This is a genomic window from Ureibacillus galli (genome assembly GCF_014836845.1).
Lineage (GTDB): Bacteria > Bacillota > Bacilli > Bacillales_A > Planococcaceae > Ureibacillus > Ureibacillus galli.
Window position 1 is genome coordinate 1 of record NZ_JACSQA010000016.1, and the last position, 22,149, is coordinate 22,149.

22 protein-coding genes are annotated in these 22,149 nt (G+C 36.8%); 18 read left to right on the forward strand and 4 right to left on the reverse strand.

Annotated features, from left to right (window positions below):
• Positions 1-80 precede the first annotated feature (80 nt).
• Both H9636_RS11110 and psiE read right to left on the reverse strand, forming a co-directional pair.
• Positions 81-1,340 carry a sialidase gene (locus H9636_RS11110; protein WP_191707682.1) on the reverse strand — a complete coding sequence of 420 codons (1,260 nt, stop codon included), beginning with the start codon at positions 1,338-1,340 and terminating at the stop codon, positions 81-83.
• A 98-nt stretch (positions 1,341-1,438) separates the two neighbouring features.
• The gene (psiE, locus tag H9636_RS11115; RefSeq protein ID WP_191707683.1) at positions 1,439-1,894 is read right to left on the reverse strand and encodes a phosphate-starvation-inducible protein PsiE; all 456 of its coding nucleotides are present in this window, start codon (positions 1,892-1,894) and stop codon (positions 1,439-1,441) included.
• A 602-nt stretch (positions 1,895-2,496) separates the two neighbouring features.
• Between psiE and H9636_RS11120 the strand changes: the two genes are divergently transcribed.
• From H9636_RS11120 to H9636_RS11140, 5 genes are all read left to right on the forward strand, one after another.
• Positions 2,497-3,702 (forward strand): ABC transporter substrate-binding protein, encoded by a 1,206-nt coding sequence (locus tag H9636_RS11120; RefSeq protein WP_191707684.1) that lies wholly within the window; start codon positions 2,497-2,499, stop codon positions 3,700-3,702.
• A gap of 150 nt (positions 3,703-3,852) precedes the next feature.
• Complete coding sequence (locus H9636_RS11125) at positions 3,853-4,728, forward strand: branched-chain amino acid ABC transporter permease (RefSeq protein WP_191707685.1); 876 nt, start codon at positions 3,853-3,855, stop codon at positions 4,726-4,728.
• An 11-nt stretch (positions 4,729-4,739) separates the two neighbouring features.
• Positions 4,740-5,678: a branched-chain amino acid ABC transporter permease gene (locus tag H9636_RS11130; RefSeq protein ID WP_191707686.1), complete on the forward strand. Its 939-nt coding sequence runs from the start codon at positions 4,740-4,742 to the stop codon at positions 5,676-5,678.
• Positions 5,675-6,454 (forward strand): ABC transporter ATP-binding protein, encoded by a 780-nt coding sequence (locus tag H9636_RS11135; protein WP_191707687.1) that lies wholly within the window; start codon positions 5,675-5,677, stop codon positions 6,452-6,454. Before H9636_RS11130 ends, H9636_RS11135 begins: the two co-directional genes overlap by 4 nt.
• Positions 6,454-7,161, forward strand: a complete 708-nt coding sequence (locus H9636_RS11140; RefSeq protein ID WP_191707688.1) for an ABC transporter ATP-binding protein — start codon at positions 6,454-6,456, stop codon at positions 7,159-7,161. The genes H9636_RS11135 and H9636_RS11140 overlap by 1 nt, the downstream gene beginning before the upstream one ends.
• A gap of 55 nt (positions 7,162-7,216) precedes the next feature.
• Here the strand turns inward: H9636_RS11140 and rluF are convergent, their stop codons facing one another.
• Complete coding sequence (gene rluF, locus H9636_RS11145; RefSeq protein ID WP_191707689.1) at positions 7,217-7,921, reverse strand: 23S rRNA pseudouridine(2604) synthase RluF; 705 nt, start codon at positions 7,919-7,921, stop codon at positions 7,217-7,219.
• Between the two features lie 327 nt (positions 7,922-8,248).
• Between rluF and adh the strand changes: the two genes are divergently transcribed.
• From adh to H9636_RS11175, 6 genes are all read left to right on the forward strand, one after another.
• Positions 8,249-9,769, forward strand: coding sequence for an aldehyde dehydrogenase (adh, locus tag H9636_RS11150; RefSeq protein WP_318241017.1), 1,521 nt, complete (start codon positions 8,249-8,251; stop codon positions 9,767-9,769).
• A 28-nt stretch (positions 9,770-9,797) separates the two neighbouring features.
• Positions 9,798-10,151: a DUF779 domain-containing protein gene (locus H9636_RS11155; protein ID WP_191707691.1), complete on the forward strand. Its 354-nt coding sequence runs from the start codon at positions 9,798-9,800 to the stop codon at positions 10,149-10,151.
• Positions 10,152-10,248: 97 nt separating this feature from the next.
• A complete protein-coding gene (locus H9636_RS11160; RefSeq protein WP_191707692.1) occupies positions 10,249-10,542 on the forward strand; it encodes a hypothetical protein in 294 nt (97 codons plus the stop codon).
• Positions 10,536-11,207: a DUF4003 family protein gene (locus H9636_RS11165; protein WP_191707693.1), complete on the forward strand. Its 672-nt coding sequence runs from the start codon at positions 10,536-10,538 to the stop codon at positions 11,205-11,207. The genes H9636_RS11160 and H9636_RS11165 overlap by 7 nt, the downstream gene beginning before the upstream one ends.
• Positions 11,208-11,282: 75 nt before the next feature.
• On the forward strand, positions 11,283-12,710 hold the full coding sequence (locus tag H9636_RS11170; protein ID WP_191707694.1) for an aldehyde dehydrogenase family protein: 1,428 nt from the start codon (positions 11,283-11,285) through the stop codon (positions 12,708-12,710).
• 94 nt (positions 12,711-12,804) lie between these two features.
• A complete protein-coding gene (locus H9636_RS11175) occupies positions 12,805-13,308 on the forward strand; it encodes an acyl-CoA thioesterase (RefSeq protein ID WP_191707695.1) in 504 nt (167 codons plus the stop codon).
• A gap of 35 nt (positions 13,309-13,343) precedes the next feature.
• On the opposite strand, the gene H9636_RS11180 is transcribed toward H9636_RS11175, so the two are convergent.
• Positions 13,344-14,654, reverse strand: a complete 1,311-nt coding sequence (locus H9636_RS11180) for a globin-coupled sensor protein (protein ID WP_191707696.1) — start codon at positions 14,652-14,654, stop codon at positions 13,344-13,346.
• A gap of 240 nt (positions 14,655-14,894) precedes the next feature.
• On the opposite strand from H9636_RS11180, the gene H9636_RS11185 reads away from it, so the two are divergent.
• The 7 genes from H9636_RS11185 to radA all read left to right on the forward strand — a co-directional run bounded on the left by H9636_RS11185 (position 14,895) and on the right by radA (position 22,011).
• Positions 14,895-15,125 carry a hypothetical protein gene (locus H9636_RS11185; RefSeq protein WP_191707743.1) on the forward strand — a complete coding sequence of 77 codons (231 nt, stop codon included), beginning with the start codon at positions 14,895-14,897 and terminating at the stop codon, positions 15,123-15,125.
• A 148-nt stretch (positions 15,126-15,273) separates the two neighbouring features.
• A complete protein-coding gene (locus H9636_RS11190; protein WP_191707697.1) occupies positions 15,274-15,579 on the forward strand; it encodes a DUF4870 domain-containing protein in 306 nt (101 codons plus the stop codon).
• A gap of 306 nt (positions 15,580-15,885) precedes the next feature.
• Positions 15,886-16,350, forward strand: coding sequence for a CtsR family transcriptional regulator (locus tag H9636_RS11195; RefSeq protein WP_191707698.1), 465 nt, complete (start codon positions 15,886-15,888; stop codon positions 16,348-16,350).
• A gap of 66 nt (positions 16,351-16,416) precedes the next feature.
• Positions 16,417-16,968 carry a UvrB/UvrC motif-containing protein gene (locus H9636_RS11200; RefSeq protein ID WP_191707699.1) on the forward strand — a complete coding sequence of 184 codons (552 nt, stop codon included), beginning with the start codon at positions 16,417-16,419 and terminating at the stop codon, positions 16,966-16,968.
• A complete protein-coding gene (locus H9636_RS11205; RefSeq protein WP_191707700.1) occupies positions 16,965-18,062 on the forward strand; it encodes a protein arginine kinase in 1,098 nt (365 codons plus the stop codon). Before H9636_RS11200 ends, H9636_RS11205 begins: the two co-directional genes overlap by 4 nt.
• Positions 18,052-20,496: an ATP-dependent Clp protease ATP-binding subunit gene (locus tag H9636_RS11210; RefSeq protein ID WP_191707701.1), complete on the forward strand. Its 2,445-nt coding sequence runs from the start codon at positions 18,052-18,054 to the stop codon at positions 20,494-20,496. Before H9636_RS11205 ends, H9636_RS11210 begins: the two co-directional genes overlap by 11 nt.
• Positions 20,497-20,634: 138 nt before the next feature.
• Positions 20,635-22,011, forward strand: coding sequence for a DNA repair protein RadA (gene radA / locus H9636_RS11215; RefSeq protein ID WP_191707702.1), 1,377 nt, complete (start codon positions 20,635-20,637; stop codon positions 22,009-22,011).
• Positions 22,012-22,149 lie beyond the last annotated feature (138 nt).

Here is a 22,149-nt window from a genome sequence, read left to right on the forward strand (position 1 = left end):
GCCGGTGAAATTTTACTTTTCGTAAAATTTCACCGGCTTTTTTTATTTAGAGGAGGGTTTTTGTCCCAGCCTCTTTTCTATTATCGACCCTGGAAAATGTGAATCAGGTCGTTATTTTGCCCTCTGGCAAAGACATCTGTTCGATTTGGCCCCCAAGAAACAGCAGCAGGAGCACTAGTTAACGTCCCACCAATGGATTCCCAACTATCCCAACGAGATCCATTCCATGAACGTTTATAAAGTCGGTTACCAGTACCTCTAACAAAGACATCCAGTCGATTAGGTCTACGGGAAGAAACTGTAGGAGCGCTTGTTAAAGTACCGCCAAGGTTTTCCCAATCACTCCATCTTGAACCGTCCCACCATTTGTGAATTAATTGGTTATTTTGTCCTCTAGCAAAAACATCGATGCGATTTGGCCCCCAAGAAACAGCAGCAGGTTCAGAAGCTAAGTTACCGCCAAGATCTTCCCAATCTTCCCATCGAGTGCCGTTCCACGTTCTCTTATAAAGTCGATTGTTAGTGCCTCTAACGAACACATCGAGCTGATTTGAACGGCGTGATGAAGCAGCTGGACCGCTTGTTAAAGTACCACCAAGGCTTTCCCAATCACTCCAGCGGCTACCGTCCCACCATTTATGGTAAAGTGCATTATCAGTGCCTCTAACAAAGACATCGATACGATTAGGTCCCCAAGAAACAGCACCAGGGGGAGATGTTAATACACCGCCAAGGCTTTCCCAGTTACTCCATCGAGTTCCATCCCACCAAATATGGTAAAGCGCATTATCGGTGCCTCTTGCAAAAACATCTAAACGATTCGGTTGCCAAGAAGCAACAGCAGGAGCCCCTTGAAGCGTCCCACCTAGGCTTTCCCAATTGGACCAACCTTGGCCTGGACCCGGTGATGGACCTGGACCAGGTTGCGCACCTCTTAGAATATAAAGCGTAATTTCTATAACTCTTGTTAATACTTGGTCAATTGTGTTGACAGGTAAATTCATTGATCGAATAAGTAAATTAAACCAAGGTGTTTCCCTTTGGAATAGTGAATAGATTTGACTAGCAGATTGATTAAGATTTGCTTGATTTCTAGTAAAGTTAATGACGAAGAAAAACATTGCTTCTACTAATTGACGGTCTACCCCAGCTTGTGTTAATTGTGTAAAAAGATTGTTGTTTTCGGAGCGAATTCTTTGCAAAATTTGTTGATCAGTTGGTCGTCCCGTTATTTGAACATATTGGACTGGTACTTGGTTATATGGGGATGGGAAAGGGTTTGTTGGTACAGGATTCATTGGAACCTGTTGAACGTAATAATATGGATATCCATAATACATGATGTTAAAAATCCTCCGTTTTTGATTAGTGTATGCACATTCACTAAATTTGGGAATAAAATATCGGAAGTTAGGCAATGGAACAAGGAAGTGAAAATTTAATTACCTTCTTTTTTACTCGAAAACCATGAACGGATGGGACGCTCTAAAGGGGTGATGTTAATAATGAAGTAACAAATAATTAAAATTAAAATAATTAATGAAAAAATAAGTGTATCGATTGCATGCTCATGATCGACGATGATTAATCTTACCATCGCTGTAATGCCGATATATAAAAAGTAACGAAGGGGAAAGTGATAGTCCTCCTTAAAATACTTTACAATCATCGTAATGAATTCAAAGTATAAAAAGAATACGAGAATATTAGCAAGGAAGAGCTTATAATCACTACCACCATCTAGCAACAGAATTTTATAAAAATCCACCAATTTCTTTATAAGAAGAAAAGCTAAAAAGAAGCTTAAGATAATAAGGCAAAAATTTAAAAACCATTGTAAAACTTTAGGGATCATTTTAACCGATAAATTCCATTCTGCCTTTTTTATTTTCATGCCCTCCTTTGTCACATTTTAAAGTGTTTGAAAGTTGAAAATTGCTATTTTGAAAAACCAACTGGTGTCAAACAGTTTATGAGCAGACGAGCTTCAAAATGAAAGATTGTAGTGAATGCATCACTTAAGTGAAAAGCGGACAAACAGAAACCTTTCTACAACACATATTTACTATTAAAATTGAATAACTTGTATAAACAGTCGAATAGAGTAATACGTAATTGGGATGATGATGCCGGTGAAGAAATAACGAGAATATGGATCTTTGGATTTTTTATGACTTTCTGCGAGGAAGTTTGAGTATGCAAAGTGAGTGATTAATAGATGATTATTTTTAAGCTAATCTTCTATCTTTATATTAATAAAGTATAAGGATATACAGTCTATTATACCGATAAAATCATAAAAATCAAAATTTACTAAAAAATCACACTAGACTAAATAAAAAGAATGTTTTACAATCAGGAAGTCAAATAATCAAATAAAGATGTTGAAGTGGCTATATTATTCAGAATATTTCGATTAACTATTGATGTTAAGTATTCTGAATATTATAATTAGTAGAAAAATAGACTACGAAACAATTTTAGGGGGAGAAATAAATGGCAGAAAAGAGAACACTAAAGAGATTTGCATCCGTATTTCTAGCTTCATCTTTAATCGTTGGGGCGCTTGCAGCTTGTAGCGGTAAAGAAGGGACTTCGACAGCTGGAAACACTTCAGGAGAGAGCAGTGATGTGATTAAAATCGGTGCAAACTTAGAACTTTCTGGTTCAGTTGCTTCCTACGGCTCATCAATTGGACAAGGTGCTGAATTGGCAGTAGAAGAGATTAATGCAGCTGGTGGTATTGATGGAAAGAAAATTGAACTAGTAAAAGTAGATAACAAATCTGATAACGCTGAAGCGACAAACGCTGCAGTTAAACTTGCAACACAAGAAAAAGTAGTGGCAATGATTGCGCCAGCTACATCTGGTAACGTAATTGCAACAACTCAAATTGCCAATCAATATAAAATTCCAACAGTTACAGCTTCAGGTACTGCACCAAATGTAACTGAAAATGAAGATGGTTCAATTAATGAATTTGTATTCCGTACGTGCTTTATCGACCCATTCCAAGGAATTGTAGCAGCCAATTTTGCGACGAAAGAATTAGGTGCTAAAAACGTAGCAATTTATGCAGATAACGCATCAGATTATGCAAAAGGGTTAGCTGCATCATTTAAAGAGCAAATTGAAGCGAATGGCGGAACTGTCGTAGCAGAAGAAGCGTATGTAGCTGATGATACGGACTTTAATTCTACTTTAACTCGTATAAAATCTGCAAACCCAGATTTCATCTTTATCCCTGGATATTATGAAGAAGTAGGTTTAATTGTAAAACAAGCTCGTGAATTAGGTATTGAAGCACCACTTATGGGTGCTGATGGTTGGGATTCTCCAACTTTAGTAGAACTAGCTGGTAGCGAAGCTCTAAACAATACATTCATTACAAACCACTATTCATCCCAAGATCCAGATGAAACAATTCAAGGATTCGTAAAAGCATTTGAAGGGAAAAATAATGAATCGCCAAACGCATTCCATGCCCTTGGTTATGACACAGTTTACTTTATTAAAGATGCGATTGAACGTGCAGATTCAACAGATGGCGAAGCAATTCAAAAAGCTTTAGCTGAAACAAAAGATTTAAGTTTAATTACAGGTACATTCTCAGTTGACGAAAAACACAACCCAGTTAAATCCGCAACAGTTCTAGAATATGTAGACGGTGAACAAAAGTTCAACTCTAAAGTTAATCCGTAATATTGCGATTATAACTATAAAACAAAGGGGGGGCGAACTGGCCTCCCTTTTTATCACTTAAGAAATTAAAGGGCCTTTTATAAATTATCCGAATTGGTTTTTATGAACCAATAGAAGCCTTATTTAAATTGAAAAAAGGAGTGAGAACTCATGGAATGGATTCAACAGTTAGTGAATGGTATATCGGTTGGTAGTATCTATGCACTGATCGCATTAGGATATACGATGGTATACGGTATTATTAAGCTCATTAACTTTGCTCATGGCGATGTATTCATGTTAGGGGCTTTTATTGGCTTTTTCGCCATTACAAGATGGGACGTAGGGTTCCTTCCAGCACTTATCATTTCGATGGTACTATGTGCAATTATTGGTGTCATTATTGAACGAGTAGCGTATAAACGATTACGAAGTGCAACACGAATTGCGGCCCTTATTACTGCAATCGGTGTGTCTTTCTTAATTGAATATACAATGATATTCTTCCGAGGACCGGGACTGGAAACTTATCCGGAAGTATTACCGAATACTTCAATTGACGTTTTTGGTGTAAGTGTTAGCTCAAAATCTATTTTAATTTTAATTGTTACCATTATTTTAATGATTCTATTGCAATTTATTGTACATAAAACCAAAATCGGTAAAGCGATGCGAGCCGTTTCTTTGGATGCTGACGCTGCACGATTAATGGGAATTAATGTTGATAACACGATATCAGCAACTTTTGCCATTGGATCGGCTTTAGCTGGGGCAGCAGGTGTTATTTTCGGAGCATATTACACAAGAATTGAACCATTAATGGGGGTATTACCAGGATTAAAAGCCTTTATCGCAGCTGTACTTGGTGGTATCGGAAATATTCCTGGTGCAATGGTTGGCGGTTTAGTTTTAGGTGTAGTTGAAACGGTTGTTAGTGCTTTCGGTTTTTCGTTATGGCGCGATGCAGCAGCTTTCATCATCTTAATTTTAATACTCATTTTAAAACCATCGGGTCTATTCGGTAAAAATACCCGAGAGAAAGTGTAGGTGACTGGTATATGAAAAAATCAAAAGCCTTTTGGGTTTATATCATTTTTGCACTAGTAATCTATACGATTGTACAAGTAATGATTTCAGGTGGCACATTAGATTTATATTATCAAAACATATTAATCCAAATGTGTATAAATATTATGCTAGCTGTAAGTTTGCATATTGTTATCGGGATAACGGGGCAATTTTCCATCGGACATGCGGGTTTTATGGCAGTAGGAGCTTACTTTAGTGCCATTGCAACAATGAACTTAGGGTTACCATTCTTTGTAGCGTTAATTATTGGAGCAGTAGCAGCAGGGTTCGCTGGGTTACTTGTAGGAATTCCGACATTACGTCTTAAAGGAGACTATTTGGCAATTGCAACCCTCGGTTTTGCAGAAATTATTCGAATTGTCTTTTTAAATATTGATTACGTAGGTGGAGCGGCAGGTATGGTCGTGACAAATATGACTACGTGGACATTTGCCTTCGTTGGTGTTGTTCTAACAATATTCGTTATTGCTAATTTTACAAACTCAAGACATGGTCGAGGAGCTATTGCAATTCGTGAAGATGAAATTGCAGCCGATGCGATGGGGATCAATACAACCTATTATAAAGTCGTTGCTTTTACAATTGGAGCTATTTTTGCTGGTCTTGCAGGAGGAATTTACTCCCACAATTTCTTTATTATTCAGCCGACAACATTTAATTTCTTAAAGTCTTTTGATATTTTAATTTACGTTGTATTAGGTGGTTTAGGAAGCCTTTCAGGGTCTGTTATTGCCGCTATCTTTTTAACGATTGTTTCGGCTTATTTATCGAACTTCCCTGAAACGCGGATGATTATTTATTCTTTAGTATTAATTTTAGTGATGTTATATCGTCCTACGGGATTAATGGGTACAAAGGAAATTACGCACTTATTTAAATTTGGTAAAAAGGGAGGTTCTAAAGTATGACGAGTAACCTTCTTTTACAAGTAGAAAATGTAGGGATTCAGTTCGGTGGCCTTAAAGCGGTACAGAATGTAAATATGCATATGAATAAAGGAGAGTTAGTCGGTTTAATAGGTCCTAATGGAGCGGGGAAAACGACAACGTTTAATATGTTAACGGGAGTGTATCAACCGACGGAAGGGGTCATTACCTTTGACGGGAAAAACTTAAAGGGGCTTAAACCTTACCAAGTAACAAAATTAGGTATTAGTCGTACATTCCAAAATATTCGCTTATTTAAAGACTTATCTGTATTAGATAACGTGAAGGTGGCCAACCATAATCTGGCTAAACATTCTATTCTTTCATCGATTTTTCGGCTACCTAACCATTTTAAAGGTGAAGAAAAAATGGATAGAGAATCGATTGAGTTTTTAAAAATATTTGGTTTAGATGTTTATAAAGATGAGTTGGCAAAAAATTTACCTTATGGAATGCAACGCCGACTAGAAATTGCCCGAGCTCTTGCAGCTAAACCACAACTTCTATTATTGGATGAACCAGCAGCAGGGATGAATCCTCAGGAAACCCACCACTTAATGGAATTAATCGCTTTTATCCGAAAGGAATTTGATTTGACAATTTTGTTAATCGAACATGATATGCATTTAGTAATGGGAATTTGTGAGCGTATTTACGTATTAGATCATGGTCAATTAATCGCAGATGGAACACCGGAAGAAATTCGCAACAATCCAAAGGTAATTGAAGCCTATTTGGGAGAGGAGGTCATTGAATAATGCTTAAAGTAAACAACATTGACGTATTTTATGGAAATATTCATGCATTAAAAGATGTCTCCATTGAAGTAAATGAGAGTGAAATCGTAACGTTAATTGGTGCAAATGGTGCTGGTAAATCAACATTATTAAAAACATTATCTGGCCTATTAAAGCCTAAGAGTGGGACAATTTCTTATCTTTCTCAACAAATTAATGGAAAGCAAGCACAAGCCATCGTAAAAAGTGGCATCTCCCATGTACCAGAGGGAAGAAGAGTTTTTTCGAATATGACAGTAGAGGAAAACCTTGAATTAGGTGCGTACTTACGCAAAGATCGTGATGGAATTAAAAAAGACATAGCCAATGTTTATGATTTGTTTCCTATATTAGGAGAGCGACGTAAACAACAGTCGGGAACATTGTCCGGTGGGGAACAACAAATGTTGGCAATGGGTCGAGCTCTAATGGCAAAACCAAAATTGTTATTATTAGATGAACCTTCCATGGGGCTAGCTCCTTTAATTGTGAAACAAATCTTTGAAATTATTCAAATGGTTAATCAGCAAGGAACAACAGTCTTATTGGTTGAACAAAATGCGAATATGGCATTATCGATTGCTGATCGTGCATATGTGATTGAAACAGGAAAAATTGTTTTATCGGGAACAGCAAAAGAACTTCAAGAAAGTGAACAAGTAAAGGCCGCTTATCTTGGAGCATTATAATCATAGAAAAGGCAGGAATGTTCTTAAATATAAAAACATTTCTGCCTTTTTATTTTTACTTTTTAGGTGCGTAGTTTAATAGTTGAAATAGTTCTACCTTTTCTTTTTCTGTTAAGTCTCTCCACTGGCCAACTTTTAAATTACCAAGATGGATATTCATAATCCGAATTCGCTGTAATCTTTTTACGGAATAGCCAAGGGCAGAACACATCCGACGAATTTGGCGGTTTAATCCCTGTTCTAAAATAATTTTAAATACATGAGATGATACTTTTTCTACTTTACAAGGCAACGTTTTTGTATCTAAAATTTCGACTCCTGACGCCATTTGGTTTAAAAATGATGCTGTAATAGGCTTATCAACTTGGACTACATATTCTTTTTCGTGATGGTTTTCTGCACGTAAAATTTCGTTCACGATATCGCCGTCATTTGTTAGAAGTAGCAATCCTTCAGACTCCTTATCTAGACGACCAATATGGAAAATCCGTTTGGAATGACCAACGAAGTCAACTACATTTCCTTTCACATGTTTTTCGGTTGTACTTGTAATGCCAACCGGTTTATTTAATGCGATATAAACGAGTTCCTCTTCTTTTTTGACAGGTTTTCCATCAACGCAAACAATATCTCCATCTTCCACTTGACTGCCGATTGTAGCCAGTTCTCCGTTAATGGTAATTCTACCTTCTTCAATCCATTTATCTGCACCGCGACGAGAAACGACACCTGTTTCGCTTAAAAATTTATTTATTCTCATAAAGTCTCCTATAAATGTAATAACTTAAGTATACAATAATGATATTTTTTTTGAATGAAACTTGTACTACACAAGGACATTATCCTTCCATCCATACTATTTTCGCCAGTTTTTTTGTTTATAAACTTCTCTATTAAACAACATTTTTTGATCCGAAATTTTTTCTAGTTTATTTAATAAAAAATCTATTTTTCTAGTTCTATTTAAGGAATCTCTAACATATATATGAGTAATACCTTTTGATAGATGGGGGAAGTCAGCACGAAGGGGTATTGGCTTTAAAGATATCATAACAAAGGGGAGAAATTAAAAATGAGCGTACTAACATTGGCTTATGCATTTCCAAACACAGAAGGAGCAATCGTAAATTTCAAAGACAAGTATGACAACTTTATCGGAGGAGAATGGACGCCACCAGTCAAAGGTCAATACTTTGAAAATATAACACCTGTTACAGGAAAAGTATTTACACAAGTAGCACGTTCAACAGAAGAAGATATCGAACTCGCAATTGATGCAGCTCATGCAGCGAAGGAAGCTTGGGGCAAAACTTCCGTTGCGGAACGCGCAAAAATTTTAAATAAAATTGCTGACCGTATGGAAGAAAATTTAGAAATGTTAGCTGTTGCTGAAACTTGGGAAAATGGTAAGGCGGTCCGTGAAACGTTAAATGCAGATTTGCCATTAGCTATTGACCACTTCCGTTATTTCGCGGGAGCAATTCGTGCGCAAGAAGGCGGCATTAGCCAAATAAATGATGATACTGTAGCTTATCACTTCCATGAGCCAATTGGAGTAGTAGGTCAAATTATCCCTTGGAACTTCCCACTATTAATGGCTTGTTGGAAACTTGCACCGGCGTTAGCAGCAGGAAACTGTGTCGTATTAAAACCTGCAGAACAAACGCCTGCTTCTATTATGGTATTAATGGAATTAATAGAAGATTTATTACCACCTGGCGTGTTAAATATCGTAAATGGGTTTGGTCTAGAGGCAGGAAAACCTTTAGCATCTAACCCGCGAATCGGGAAAATTGCCTTTACTGGTGAAACGACAACTGGTCGTTTAATTATGCAATACGCTTCCCAAAATATTATTCCGGTGACCCTCGAATTAGGTGGTAAATCTCCGAATATTTTCTTTGAAGATGTGATGGAAGCGGATGATGAATTTTTAGATAAGGCGATTGAAGGTTTTGTATTATTTGCGTTAAACCAAGGGGAAGTATGTACATGTCCTTCCCGCGCATTAATCCAAGAATCGATTTACGATAAATTTATGGAGCGGGCATTAAAACGTGTAGAAGCAATTAAAACAGGAAACCCGTTAGATCCAAATACAATGATGGGTGCTCAGGCTTCTTCTGAACAAATGGAAAAAATCTTATCTTATATTGATATCGGTAAACAAGAAGGGGCAGAAGTATTAATTGGTGGAGATCGTAATCAGCTAGGTGAAGAATTTGCCGATGGTTATTACGTTAAACCTACTGTATTTAAGGGAGATAACAGCATGCGTATTTTCCAAGAAGAAATTTTTGGACCAGTAGTAGCTGTTACAACTTTCAAAACGAAAGAAGAGGCATTAGAAATTGCTAACGATACGCTATACGGTTTAGGTGCAGGTGTTTGGACACGGGATATTAACAACGCTTACCGTTTTGGTCGCGCAATCGAAGCAGGCCGTGTATGGACGAACTGCTACCACGATTACCCTGCCCACGCAGCATTCGGTGGTTATAAAATGTCTGGTGTAGGACGTGAAAATCACTTAATGATGTTAGAGCATTATCAACAAACGAAAAACTTACTTGTTAGCTATAGCCCGAATAAGCTAGGCTTCTTCTAAACCATCCAACTTTGAAAGGGGTTTTCATGTGGTTGAACGTGTCATCGCTACAGATGCTGCCCTTGAATTAATTGAAAAGTTAAAAGAAAAACATGGGCCGATTATGTTTCATCAATCGGGTGGTTGCTGTGATGGTTCTTCCCCTATGTGTTATCCTGAAGGTGACTTAATCATTGGGAATGCCGATGTATTACTCGGCGAAATTGGTGGAGTGAAGTTTTACATGCATAAAAACCAATTCGATTATTGGAAACATACACAACTCATCATTGATGTTGTGGATGGTCGTGGAGGTATGTTTTCGTTAGAAGGAGTCGAAGGGAAACGTTTTTTAACTAAGTCTAGAGCATTTAATGCTGAGGAATTAGCCCAATTAAAATAATGGATAGGTCTTTTGCTAGAGATTTCTAGTAAAGGGCCTTTTCTTTTTGAAACGATTTCCCCCTTCATATCGTACTAAATGTAAGGAGTGATAAATAATGAATGACGAGCAATTTATAAAGGCATTTATAGACAATTATAATCGGGTTTTTAATTATACAGGCGGTCAGGATCCACAACTTACTATGTTTCTTGCAAGTACATATACATTTTCAAAAAAACAGTTTAGTGGCGTAATCCTTCAAAAGATCATTGACCAAATAGAGGAAAAAACACGATCCTCTTCAATACGACTTGATTTGAAAATGAAGTATAAAATAGCCTTTCAATTTTTACAACAAAGTAATATTGATGAAGGGGTTCAATCATTAATAAAAAAGATCAAATGTTAAAGGAGGCTAAATTCAGAAATACCTCCCACCGCGCTTTAGGTGCTCTTTTTTTACAGGAAGATGAGAGGGAACATGCCATTAGAGCAAGGCAACTTTTTGATGAAATGAATCGCAATCAACGAATTTTGACATCCAATGAGGACATTCCTTTTGTAGTTTATTTAACTTCAAATCATTCAGAACAACCGAAAGCACAAGCAGATACGATTGTAAAATACTATAACGAATTAAGAAAATATCATTTTACGATGGGGAATCCACTTCAGGCTTTAGCACAAATTATGACTGCTTATAGTTCCGACTATAATGAAGTTTTGTTACAATATGTCGTTCAATTACGGGAAGAATTATTGAAACGGGAAATTAAAGTAAAGAGAATGCATTACCCGTATTTAGGTGTATTAGCGCTCGCTGCTACCAATGAAATGAAAGTGGACGCAATTGTTTCATTATATAATCAGTTAAAAGAGGATAAAGATATTAAACCGTACGCCCTTATTATCGCGATCAAAAAGGTGATCCAAGATGTCCTTGAAATACAAGAATTAATCGAAATGACGCCATTATCGGATCTTTCTGGACTGTTAGATATCGCAGACATTCTTGTAGATTTGGTTGGAATTTTCCCCCCTGGCATATCAGATGTAGTGGATTTTTTTAATTAACTACAAACTATAGAAGAAGTGGATATTACTGAACAGTGTTACAATGGGATTATAACGATGGGGAGAGTGGTATCTATGGAAAAAACAAAATTATGGATCAATGGTGTTTGGACAGATGCTCAAGATGTTTATACATTAACAGCTCCTTATTCAGGAGAACCTATTGCAAAAGTGGCGAAAGCTTCTGTAGAGGATGTAGAACGAGCAATCGATGGTGCTCATAAAGCATTTCAATCTTTTAAAAAGACAACTGCTTATGAGAGAGCAGAAATTTTATATAAAGTGGTAGACATAATGCGAGGTCGTAAAGAGGAGCTTGCAAAAATTTTAGCTTCCGAAGCCGGAAAGCCTTTAACGACGGCTTTAACTGAAATTGACCGAACAATTTCGACGTATCAATTTTCAGCAGAAGCAGCAAAACAATCAATGGGTGAAACTGTCCCCCTTGATGCTGCACCAGGTACAAAGGATCGAATTGGCTATACAAAACGGGTTCCGATTGGTGTTGTTTCGGCGATTACGCCCTTTAATTTCCCTTTCAACTTAGTTTCTCATAAATTAGGACCTGCCTTTGCTGTAGGGAATACAGTAGTGTTAAAGCCTGCTACTCAAACACCTTTAAGTGCATTAGTCATGGCAGAGATTTTTAAAGATGCTGGGTTACCAGATGGGGCTTTACAAATAGTTACAGGGTCAGGAGGAGAATTAAGTGATGCATTAGTTACTCATCCCCTTGTGAAAAAAGTGACGTTTACTGGTAGTAGTGCTGTAGGACTTAAAATAAAGGAAAAAGTTGGATTGCGTAAAGTGACATTAGAACTTGGTTCAAATTCAGCACTTATTGTTGAACCTAGTACGCCAATTGAAAAGGTTGTTTCTCGATGTGTCGGAGGAGCCTTTGGATTTTCAGGGCAAGTTTGTATTTCGCTACAAAGAGTATATGTACATGAGTCTATATATGAACCATTTACGAAAGCATTTGTGGAAGAAACGAAGAAGTTGAAATTAGGAGATCCTTTAGATCCAGCAACAGATGTGAGTGCAATGATCAATCCTTACGAAGTAGAACGTATCAAACAATGGATTGAGGAGGCAAAAGCAGCAGGAGCTGTTGTAGCAACAGGTGGAGAATTTACAGAACGTACGTTAACACCAACAGTTATGACGAGCGTTCAACCAGATATGAAAATCGTCTGTCAAGAAACCTTTGCACCAATCGTTTCCATTGTACCTTATCAAACATTAGATGAGGCGATTGCATTAGTGAATGAATCCGATTTTGGCCTAAACGCTGGGATTTATACGAATGTTTTAACGGATGCGATGAAAGCTGCTGATGAAATAGAAGCTGGTACAGTTGTAATCAATGATATCCCAACTTTCCGGGTTGATAATATGCCTTATGGTGGTGTGAAAAGTAGCGGTTATGGTAGAGAAGGGGTCAAATATGCCATTGAGGAAATGACCGAATTGAAATTCATTACAATTAAAACGACTATTTAATTAAAAGTACGCCACTATCGTTTTTTTAGGGTAAAATGAAAAAGGTTATCGAAAAAATAAACATCAAGAGAGTAGTAACTATGGAGGTTTTATCATGAGCAATGCAGTGCCGATGAGTCATTCTCGTTCTTTTCAAACACACTTAGTTTTACCACCTGATACAAATCATCATCAATCTATTTTTGGCGGAAGAGTATTAGCTTATATCGATGAAATAGCAGCGATTACCTCTATGAAACATGCAAGATCTGAAGTAGTAACAGCATCCTTTGATTCGGTTGATTTTATCTCTCCAGCTTATGCAGGGGATATTTTAGAACTGGAAGCAATGGTTACTTCCACAGGGCGGTCATCAATGGAAGTTTACGTTCGAGTAATGTCACGAAACATTAAAACAGGAGTAGAAAAATTAACGACTGAATCCTTTGTGACAATGGTTGCTGTTAATAAGGAAGGGAAACCAATCCCGGTACCAAGCGTTTACCCGGAAACGGAAAGGGAGAAGCAACTGTTTGAAACAGGTCTTACTCGCAGACAATTACGACAAGCGAAAAAAGAAAGTACAAAAAAGCGCCGCTCCCTTTTTGAAAGTGAATAAAAATAAGGACCTTCTCAAGAAGGTCCTTTTTCTATTTAATCTGTTAATTCGTGAACGATATTCAGTAATGAATCGGAAGAGGCGGACACTTGATCAACACTTTCGGTTAATTCATGAATTAGTCTTGAAATTTCAGTGATGTCCTTTGTTGTGTTTGTATATTGCTCTTTAATCCCTGACACAGCTTTGGCAATAGAATTAAAGGATTCCTCAAGACTACGTTGGGTTTGTACACTCCTTTGTACTTGTTCATCAACGTTTCCTACAGAGGAAGTCATATTTTCGATATTTTCTTCTGTTTCGCGAATTAAGTGAGAAACATTTTGAACTGCGCTTTTCGTCTCTTCGGCTAGTTTTCGAACCTCTTCAGCAACTACCGCAAAGCCTTTTCCATGCTCACCAGCCCGTGCTGCTTCAATGGAAGCATTTAATGCTAGTAAGTTTGTTTGATCGGCGATTCCTGTTACTAAACCAACGATTTCTGTTATTTTCTGAGAAGAAGCTCGTAAGTTAATCATCGATTTTTCTAACATATTGACTCGTTCTAAAATAACATTCATTAACTCTGTTTGTGTTTCAATATGCGCTTTACCATAATTTGATTTTTCTTCTGTATCCGCTACAAAATCTAGTCCTTGTTTTGTTGCTGTAGCAATACTTCCAGATTCCGAAGAAATGGCATGTAATGAAGCAGTCGTTTCTTGGCTAATAGCATGTAATTCTTCAGCAGTATTTTGTACTGTGTTTAATAAGGAATGTTTCATATCTTCCACAATCTGACGAATTCGTTGTTGTTCAGCATCATAGGCTTGAATAACTAATTGTTGTTCTAAGTTAATGATTTTTGAAAAGGCGTTAATGGCCTTCGTCGTATCTTCTTTTGAAATCTCTAAACCATTTACAAATTGGATAAATGTCGTCATTAAAGATTGGAATGAACTAATATACCATTGGGATTCTAACCCAATACGGACATGGGTAGCGGCAATTTTTTTCCGTTCTTCTATATAGTTGCTATTAATACGACTTTCAAAAATATCGGTAATATGTTTTGTAAGGGTTACTTTTAATCGTTCAATTTTTGAATGTTGGTTAATAATACCCATCAAATGATCACTTTGCATAATTGCTTCATAAAATTGATTTACCATCTCGGGTATAAATTGAGAAGTAAAAGGCTTTAGTTGTCTTAATATCGCTAACTCTTCTTTTGTTAAATGAATTAATTGTATTTGTTTTGTTAAATCTGGATAGTTAGAAACATTTAATTCGACTTCATTTATGTATTTTTCTACATCAAAATAGTTAGTTACTACTTTTTGTGAATTACTTCTGAAAATAGCCATACTTTTCTCCAATCCATTTTGTATTTACTTATATTATCGTTCTAAATTCATAGATTATAACTATAACATATTGAAAATATTATGAAATTTTACATAGATTGTTAATGAATATAAATTAGGCGAAAGTATTATATAAACACTCATTTGTATTTTGTTTTCATCCCATGTAAAATACGAGTAGTTTAAGAACGGAAAATTAGTGGGAAAATCGAGTAAATATTTTAGTAAAGGAAGTTTAAAATGGAAAAACGCCGCTTTAAATTTGTTATCCCGACAATGGTTATAGTTGCTGTAGGTTCTATATTCATGTTAAGAAACTATTTTGAAGAAGTTTCAACTCGTGATAGTGTGTTGCTTGTTGTGATAGCAACTATTTTTTCGGGAATGATTGCTTATTTATTATTTCCGCATAATGATGAAGAAAAACCGGATCCAAAGCCGGAAAATCGTAAGAAAAAGGCTTTGAAGTAATAGATAAATGGATAAACCGCTAGTTATTGTACTAGCGGTTTTATTTTTTTAATGGGGATTATTCATTTGAAAAAAGTGAAACTATTTAGTACGAACACCGTAAATAAACTATATAAATAAAAATCGAAAACGAAAGGTTGATCTATAAATGGATAATAAATGGGCAAAGGTAATTATACATGCAAGTGCCTTTATAATGCCTGTACTTATTCCAGTTTTATTCTGGTTATTAAGTTCAGAACAGGAAATCAAAAGAATTTCGATTCAAGCTTTACTATTCCAAGGAGTTATGTGGATTTTAATTACCATTTCAATAATCTTTAGCTTTTTAATTATTGGAATTCCGTTTTTAATCGTCTTCGGAATTATGACATTCGTTGTTCCGATCATTGGAATCGTGAAAGCGTTAATGGATGAAAATTGGAATTACCCGATTGTTGGTCGTTGGGTATAAAAAAAGGTTTAGTTTAAGTGAATAAAAGGAATACTAAGAAATAAATCCAAAATTACCCAAATTGGTATGGAGACTATTTCTTTATCCTGCTTAATATGAAGCCTCGAGCTGAAATTAAGGTGGTCTCAAGTACAAATGAGGCCGCCTTTTTTTTGACATAAAAAAATAGGGTCAATATACAAATGCAAATTTTGAAATTCAATAGCACTAAAAAGTATGGGCGTTTAATTTGCATTTTGATATTGATGTTAATATAATATAGTCAAAGATAGTCAAAGTCAGAAATGGATGGGGTGAGGTATAAAAATGAGAAATATATCTGACATCATTGAAGGGTATTTGAAACAAGTTATCGAATTAGGTGGTCAAGGACATATTGAGATCAAACGAAGTGAATTGGCGGATAAATTTCAATGTGTACCCTCACAAATCAATTACGTTATTAATACAAGATTTACCGCCGAAAGAGGCTACTTAGTTGAAAGTAAACGTGGTGGTGGGGGATATATTCGAATTTTACGAGTAAGAGCTCATTCTAAAATTGATTTGATTGAAGATATGATAGACCAAATTGATAACGGTGCTACCCAAGCAATGGCAGAAGGTATTATTTATCGTTTAATCGATGAAGAAGTTATTTCTAAACGGGAAGCGAAATTAATGCTTGCTGCAATAGACCGGTCTACCCTTCGAATACAATTACCGACAAGGGACCAATTGAGGTCATTAATTTTAAAGTCAATGTTAACAACATTAAAATATGATAAATAGGAACAATAAGGAATTCCATTACTTATTTTTACTTTCTAATACTTATTTGATAAAAGAGGTGAGGTCATGAATTGTGAACACTGTAAGGAACGTCAGGCTACAGTAACGGTTACACAAGTAATTAATGGCCAAAAAAGTGAAAAACATTATTGTGAGGTATGTGCACAAAATTTTCATCCTTTCAATTTAGATTTTCATAAGGAAGAACAAATTCCAATTCATCAACTCGTTTCCAATTTATTTGGTTTACCAGTATGGAATAACGGGGTAGAAAAAGTACAATCAACAAGCCAGAAAGCAACCCAATGTCCAAAATGCGGTTTTACTTTTCGTAAATTTTTGAATGAAGGGAAGCTTGGTTGTCCACAATGTTATGAAACTTTCAGTACACAGCTTCCACAAGTATTAACGAAAATTCAAGCTGGGACCAAACATAGCGGTAAAGCCCCGGGCACACCAAGTCATCATAACGAATGGATAAAAAAACAAATCGAATCGACTCGGGAACAATTACAATTAGCGATTGCAGACGAACGATTCGAAGATGCTGCCAAGCTGCGGGATGAAATCAGGGAAATGGAACGCAAGCTTGACCGTGGAGGTGTGGATACACCATGAATTTAGAACATTTTTTGAAAAGTGAGGCGCCAGGCTGGATGGATGTTAAAGGTCTTGATGCAGATATTGTATTAAGTACACGCATTCGATTAGCAAGAAACTTAGATGGTTATCGTTTCCCTTTAAGTTTTACAGATGGGGAAGCACAACAAATTGATGATGTTGTCACACAAGCTTTAATGGCAATCAATAACGAGCATAAATTTTCCCACTTTATGATAAAAGAAATGCCATCGTTACAACGTCAAGTATTAGTTGAAAAACATTTAATTAGCCCTCTTTTAGCTAAAAAAGAAAAGTCGGCTTCCGTTCTTATTTCAAATGATGAAACAATCAGCATTATGGTGAACGAAGAAGATCATTTGCGAATCCAATGTTTAGCTCCAGGATTACAGCTTTTAGAAACATATGCAGAAGCTTCAAAGCTGGATCATCAATTGGAAAAACATTTACCATATGCGTTTAATGATACTTTTGGTTATTTAACAAGTTGTCCTACTAATGTGGGAACAGGACTTCGTGCGTCCGTCATGATGCATCTTCCAGCCCTTACAATGTCTAAACAAATTAAAGTTGTTACCCAAATGCTAGCCCGCTTGGGAATGGTTGTAAGGGGGATATATGGAGAAGGTAGTGAAAATCTAGGAAACATTTATCAAATCTCCAACCAAGTAACCCTTGGAAAATCGGAAGAAGAAATTTTAGAAGACTTACAAAATGTGGTCGTCCAAATTATTAAAAATGAACGAGGCGCACGTGAGGCATTATTCAAAAATTCTCGAATAGTATTAGAAGACCGATTTAATCGCTCATTAGGTATTTTAAAATATGCGCGTATTATGACGAGCGAAGAAGCAGCTGCTTGTTTATCAAATGTTCGTCTTGGAGTGGATTTAGGAATCATTAAAGAAGTTCCTTTACATGTTTTGAATGAGTGTATGATCCTAATACAACCAGGCTTTGTACAACAATATGCAGGTACAACTCTTCAAGCAAGTGAACGCGATATGTATAGAGCAAAACTTTTACGTGAAAAGCTTAATACGAATAATCAAAAGTTAATGGGAAAAGGAGAGGAAAGATATGATGTTTAACCGTTTTACTCAACGTGCACAAAAAGTATTACAATTAGCACAAGAAGAAGCTATTCGCTGGAAACACGAATCAATAGGTACAGAGCATATTTTACTGGGCCTAATTCGTGAAGGCGGTGGAATTGCAGCGAAAGCATTAGAAGCAATCGATGTCAGCCCACAAATTATCGAATCCGGCATTGAAGAATTAGTTGGTAAAGGTTCCAAAGATGTCGGTCCAATCGTTCATTATACACCAAGAGCTAAAAAAGTAATTGAGTTATCCGTTGATGAGTCTAGAAAATTAGGTCATGCATATATCGGAACAGAACATATATTACTTGCTTTAATCCGTGAAGGTGAAGGGGTAGCAGCTCGAGTATTAGCAAACGCAGGGGTTAGCTTAAACAAAGCTCGTCAACAAGTTCTTTTATTACTTGGCAACAACGATGCAGCTCAAAATTCAACAAATCCAACTCAATCTGTAAATACGCCAACTTTAGATGGATTAGCGCGTGACTTAACGGCAATTGCCCGTGAAGGTTCATTAGATCCTGTAATTGGGCGAAGCAAAGAAATTACACGAGTAATTGAAGTATTATCCCGTCGTACGAAAAACAACCCTGTATTAATTGGTGAACCAGGGGTAGGGAAAACGGCAATTGCAGAAGGTCTAGCACAACAAATCGTCAATAATGAAGTGCCACAAACTCTTCGTGACAAACGAGTCATGACATTAGATATGGGTACTGTTGTTGCGGGTACTAAATATCGTGGTGAATTTGAAGATCGTTTGAAAAAGGTAATGGATGAAATACGCCAAGCTGGTAACGTTATTCTTTTCATCGATGAATTACACACATTAATCGGTGCTGGCGGTGCAGAAGGTGCTATTGATGCATCGAATATTTTAAAACCTTCTTTAGCACGTGGTGAACTGCAATGTATTGGTGCTACAACATTAGATGAATACCGTAAATACATTGAAAAGGATGCAGCGTTAGAACGTCGTTTCCAACCAATTCAAGTAGATGAACCAACTGTAGATGAAACAATTCAAATTATTAAAGGTTTAAGAGATCGTTATGAAGCGCATCACCGTGTGAAAATTACGGATGAAGCAGTAGAAGCGGCAGCAAAATTATCTGATCGATATATTTCCGATCGTTTCTTACCAGATAAAGCGATTGACTTGATTGATGAAGCAGGTTCAAAAGTACGCTTACGTTCTTTCACAGTGCCACCAAATTTAAAAGCTTTGGAAGATAAATTAGAAAATGTTCGTAACGAAAAAAATGCGGCAGTTTCAAGCCAAGAGTTTGAAAAGGCAGCAGCCCTTCGCGATACAGAACAAAAAATTAAAGATGAATTAGAGCAAACAAAGAAAACATGGAAAGAAAAACAAGGTAAAGAAGAGTCTAAAGTGACTGTTGAAGACATTGCAATGGTTGTTTCCATGTGGACTGGAATTCCTGTTTCAAAAATTGCCCAAGAAGAATCAGCAAAATTACTAAACTTAGAAGAAGAATTACACAAACGTGTCGTTGGTCAAGGAGAAGCGGTTGAAGCGATTTCTCGTGCTATCCGCCGTGCTCGTGCAGGCTTAAAAGATCCAAAACGTCCAATCGGTTCATTCATCTTCTTAGGTCCTACTGGTGTTGGTAAAACAGAACTTGCCCGTGCCCTTGCAGAAGTAATGTTCGGCGATGAAGATGCAATGATTCGAATTGATATGTCTGAATACATGGAGAAACATTCGACTTCCCGTCTTGTAGGTTCACCTCCAGGTTACGTTGGATTCGATGAAGGCGGACAGTTAACGGAAAAAGTTCGTCGTAAACCATACTCTGTTGTATTACTGGATGAGATTGAAAAAGCTCACCCAGATGTGTTCAACATTTTACTTCAAGTATTAGACGATGGTCGTTTAACGGATTCAAAAGGTCGTACAGTAGATTTCCGTAACACAGTGGTCATTATGACTTCTAACGTCGGTGCAGATGCCCTTAAATATCAAAAATCTTTAGGTTTTGGATTTGGGGACAACTCTGCTAACAAATATAAAGATATGAAAGGCACAATGCTGGAAGAATTGAAAAAAGCATTCCGTCCTGAATTCTTAAACCGTATCGATGAAATGATTGTGTTCCACTCTCTAGAAAAAGACGAGTTAAAACAAATTATTTCATTAATGGCAAACTCTTTAACAACTCGTTTAAAAGAGCAAAACATCGAGCTTGAGTTAACAGATGCTGCCTTAGAGAAAATTGCCGAAGAAGGATACGATCCACAATATGGAGCACGTCCATTACGTCGTGCCCTTCAAAAACATGTGGAAGACCGATTATCTGAAGAATTATTAAAAGGTACAATTTCAACAGGTCAAAGTGTAGTGATTGACTATGTTGATAATGAATTTATCGTGCTGCCAAAAAGTGAAGTTCTTTCAAACTAATGTATAGTCGAAAGTGGTTGACTTGTTTTACTAGTCAACCACTTTTTTATATGGAAGGATATACGTAGGGAAATATAAGGAACTTTCAAAGGTTGTCATGTACAATGAACATAAGATTACTAATGAAGGAGAGACGATATGGTAAAAAAGAAAACAAAATTCTGTTGTAACTCCTGCGGTTATGAATCTCCAAAATGGATGGGGCGTTGTCCAGGTTGTGGTGGATGGAATACGATGACAGAGGAAGTAGAAGTCATAACGAAAGGTCCTCGGGGAGCCTTTCAACATTCCCATTCTGTGTCGCAAAAAGCCACACCTATTATTAATGTAGAGACTTCGGATGAACCGCGGGTAGAAACGGGAATGGAAGAGTTAAATCGCGTATTAGGGGGAGGAATTGTTCCTGGTTCCCTTGTATTGATTGGTGGAGATCCTGGAATAGGGAAATCAACATTACTGCTTCAAGTATCAGCCCTCCTATCCAATAAAGGTCATCGTTTACTGTACATATCAGGGGAAGAATCGATGCGACAAACAAAGTTGAGAGCAGCGAGAATTGGCGTAAAATCTCCTGAGCTTTTTATACTTTCCGAAACGAATTTAGAATTAATTAATCAGTCGATTGAGGAAGTACAACCGAAATTTGTCATAGTCGATTCTATTCAAACGATCCATCATCCAGAAGTCACAAGTGCTGCTGGTAGTGTCTCTCAAGTTCGTGAATGTACGTCAGAGTTAATGCGTATTGCAAAAACGAAAGGGATCGCGATATTTCTAGTTGGTCACGTAACGAAGGAAGGGCAAATTGCCGGCCCAAGGTTACTAGAACATATGGTAGATACTGTTCTATATTTCGAAGGGGAACGTCATCATACGTATCGAATATTACGCAGTGTAAAAAATCGTTTTGGCTCTACGAATGAAATCGCTATTTTTGAAATGGTGCATGCAGGTTTAAAAGAAGTATCTAACCCTTCTGAGTTATTTTTAGAGGAACGTTCCCATGATGTAGCAGGTTCAACTATTGTTGCTTCTATGGAAGGAACACGACCGATTCTAGTCGAGATTCAATCGCTAATTACTCCAACTAGTTTTAATTACCCAAAACGGATGGCTACAGGGGTAGAGCAAAATCGGGTGCAATTACTCATGGCCGTTCTAGAAAAACGTATGGGAATGCTTTTACAAGCCCAAGACGCCTATATAAAAGTAGCGGGCGGAGTTAAGCTAGATGAGCCAGCGATTGATTTAGCTGTCTTAACTTCCATTGTGTCCAGTTTTAAAGATCAACCAGTTAAAGGAACAGATTGCTTTGTTGGAGAAGTTGGGCTGACAGGTGAAGTAAGACGCGTATCAAGAATTGAACAACGGGTTCAAGAAGCAGCAAGACTTGGCTTTAAACGCGCCTTTATTCCTGCATCGAATTTAGGGGGATGGGATTATCCGAGTGGTATTCAAGTCGTTGGAGTAGAAACAATCAATGAAGCTTTAAGAGCGTGTTTCCAAGACTTGTAATCAATCCCTTTCGTAAAATCATATAAATGGCGTATGCCTATACAATCATTTTTGATGTATAGGCATTTTTCCGTTTGATTTTGGTTAGAAATAAACATAACTTAACATATAAGTAAAACAGTAGCTATTTTTTTCCAA

Coding starts and splice junctions, on each gene's coding strand:
- rluF (WP_191707689.1), bottom strand. CDS start 7,921: ATGAGAATAAATAAATTTTTAAGCGAAACAGGTGTCGTTTCTCGTCGC.
- H9636_RS11125 (WP_191707685.1), top strand. CDS start 3,853: ATGGAATGGATTCAACAGTTAGTGAATGGTATATCGGTTGGTAGTATC.
- H9636_RS11170 (WP_191707694.1), top strand. CDS start 11,283: ATGGAAAAAACAAAATTATGGATCAATGGTGTTTGGACAGATGCTCAA.
- H9636_RS11140 (WP_191707688.1), top strand. CDS start 6,454: ATGCTTAAAGTAAACAACATTGACGTATTTTATGGAAATATTCATGCA.
- psiE (WP_191707683.1), bottom strand. CDS start 1,894: ATGAAAATAAAAAAGGCAGAATGGAATTTATCGGTTAAAATGATCCCT.
- H9636_RS11160 (WP_191707692.1), top strand. CDS start 10,249: ATGAATGACGAGCAATTTATAAAGGCATTTATAGACAATTATAATCGG.
- H9636_RS11110 (WP_191707682.1), bottom strand. CDS start 1,340: ATGTATTATGGATATCCATATTATTACGTTCAACAGGTTCCAATGAAT.
- H9636_RS11205 (WP_191707700.1), top strand. CDS start 16,965: ATGAATTTAGAACATTTTTTGAAAAGTGAGGCGCCAGGCTGGATGGAT.
- H9636_RS11200 (WP_191707699.1), top strand. CDS start 16,417: ATGAATTGTGAACACTGTAAGGAACGTCAGGCTACAGTAACGGTTACA.
- H9636_RS11135 (WP_191707687.1), top strand. CDS start 5,675: ATGACGAGTAACCTTCTTTTACAAGTAGAAAATGTAGGGATTCAGTTC.
- H9636_RS11175 (WP_191707695.1), top strand. CDS start 12,805: ATGAGCAATGCAGTGCCGATGAGTCATTCTCGTTCTTTTCAAACACAC.
- H9636_RS11180 (WP_191707696.1), bottom strand. CDS start 14,654: ATGGCTATTTTCAGAAGTAATTCACAAAAAGTAGTAACTAACTATTTT.
- H9636_RS11130 (WP_191707686.1), top strand. CDS start 4,740: ATGAAAAAATCAAAAGCCTTTTGGGTTTATATCATTTTTGCACTAGTA.
- H9636_RS11165 (WP_191707693.1), top strand. CDS start 10,536: ATGTTAAAGGAGGCTAAATTCAGAAATACCTCCCACCGCGCTTTAGGT.
- H9636_RS11185 (WP_191707743.1), top strand. CDS start 14,895: ATGGAAAAACGCCGCTTTAAATTTGTTATCCCGACAATGGTTATAGTT.
- H9636_RS11195 (WP_191707698.1), top strand. CDS start 15,886: ATGAGAAATATATCTGACATCATTGAAGGGTATTTGAAACAAGTTATC.
- radA (WP_191707702.1), top strand. CDS start 20,635: ATGGTAAAAAAGAAAACAAAATTCTGTTGTAACTCCTGCGGTTATGAA.
- H9636_RS11120 (WP_191707684.1), top strand. CDS start 2,497: ATGGCAGAAAAGAGAACACTAAAGAGATTTGCATCCGTATTTCTAGCT.
- H9636_RS11210 (WP_191707701.1), top strand. CDS start 18,052: ATGATGTTTAACCGTTTTACTCAACGTGCACAAAAAGTATTACAATTA.
- H9636_RS11190 (WP_191707697.1), top strand. CDS start 15,274: ATGGATAATAAATGGGCAAAGGTAATTATACATGCAAGTGCCTTTATA.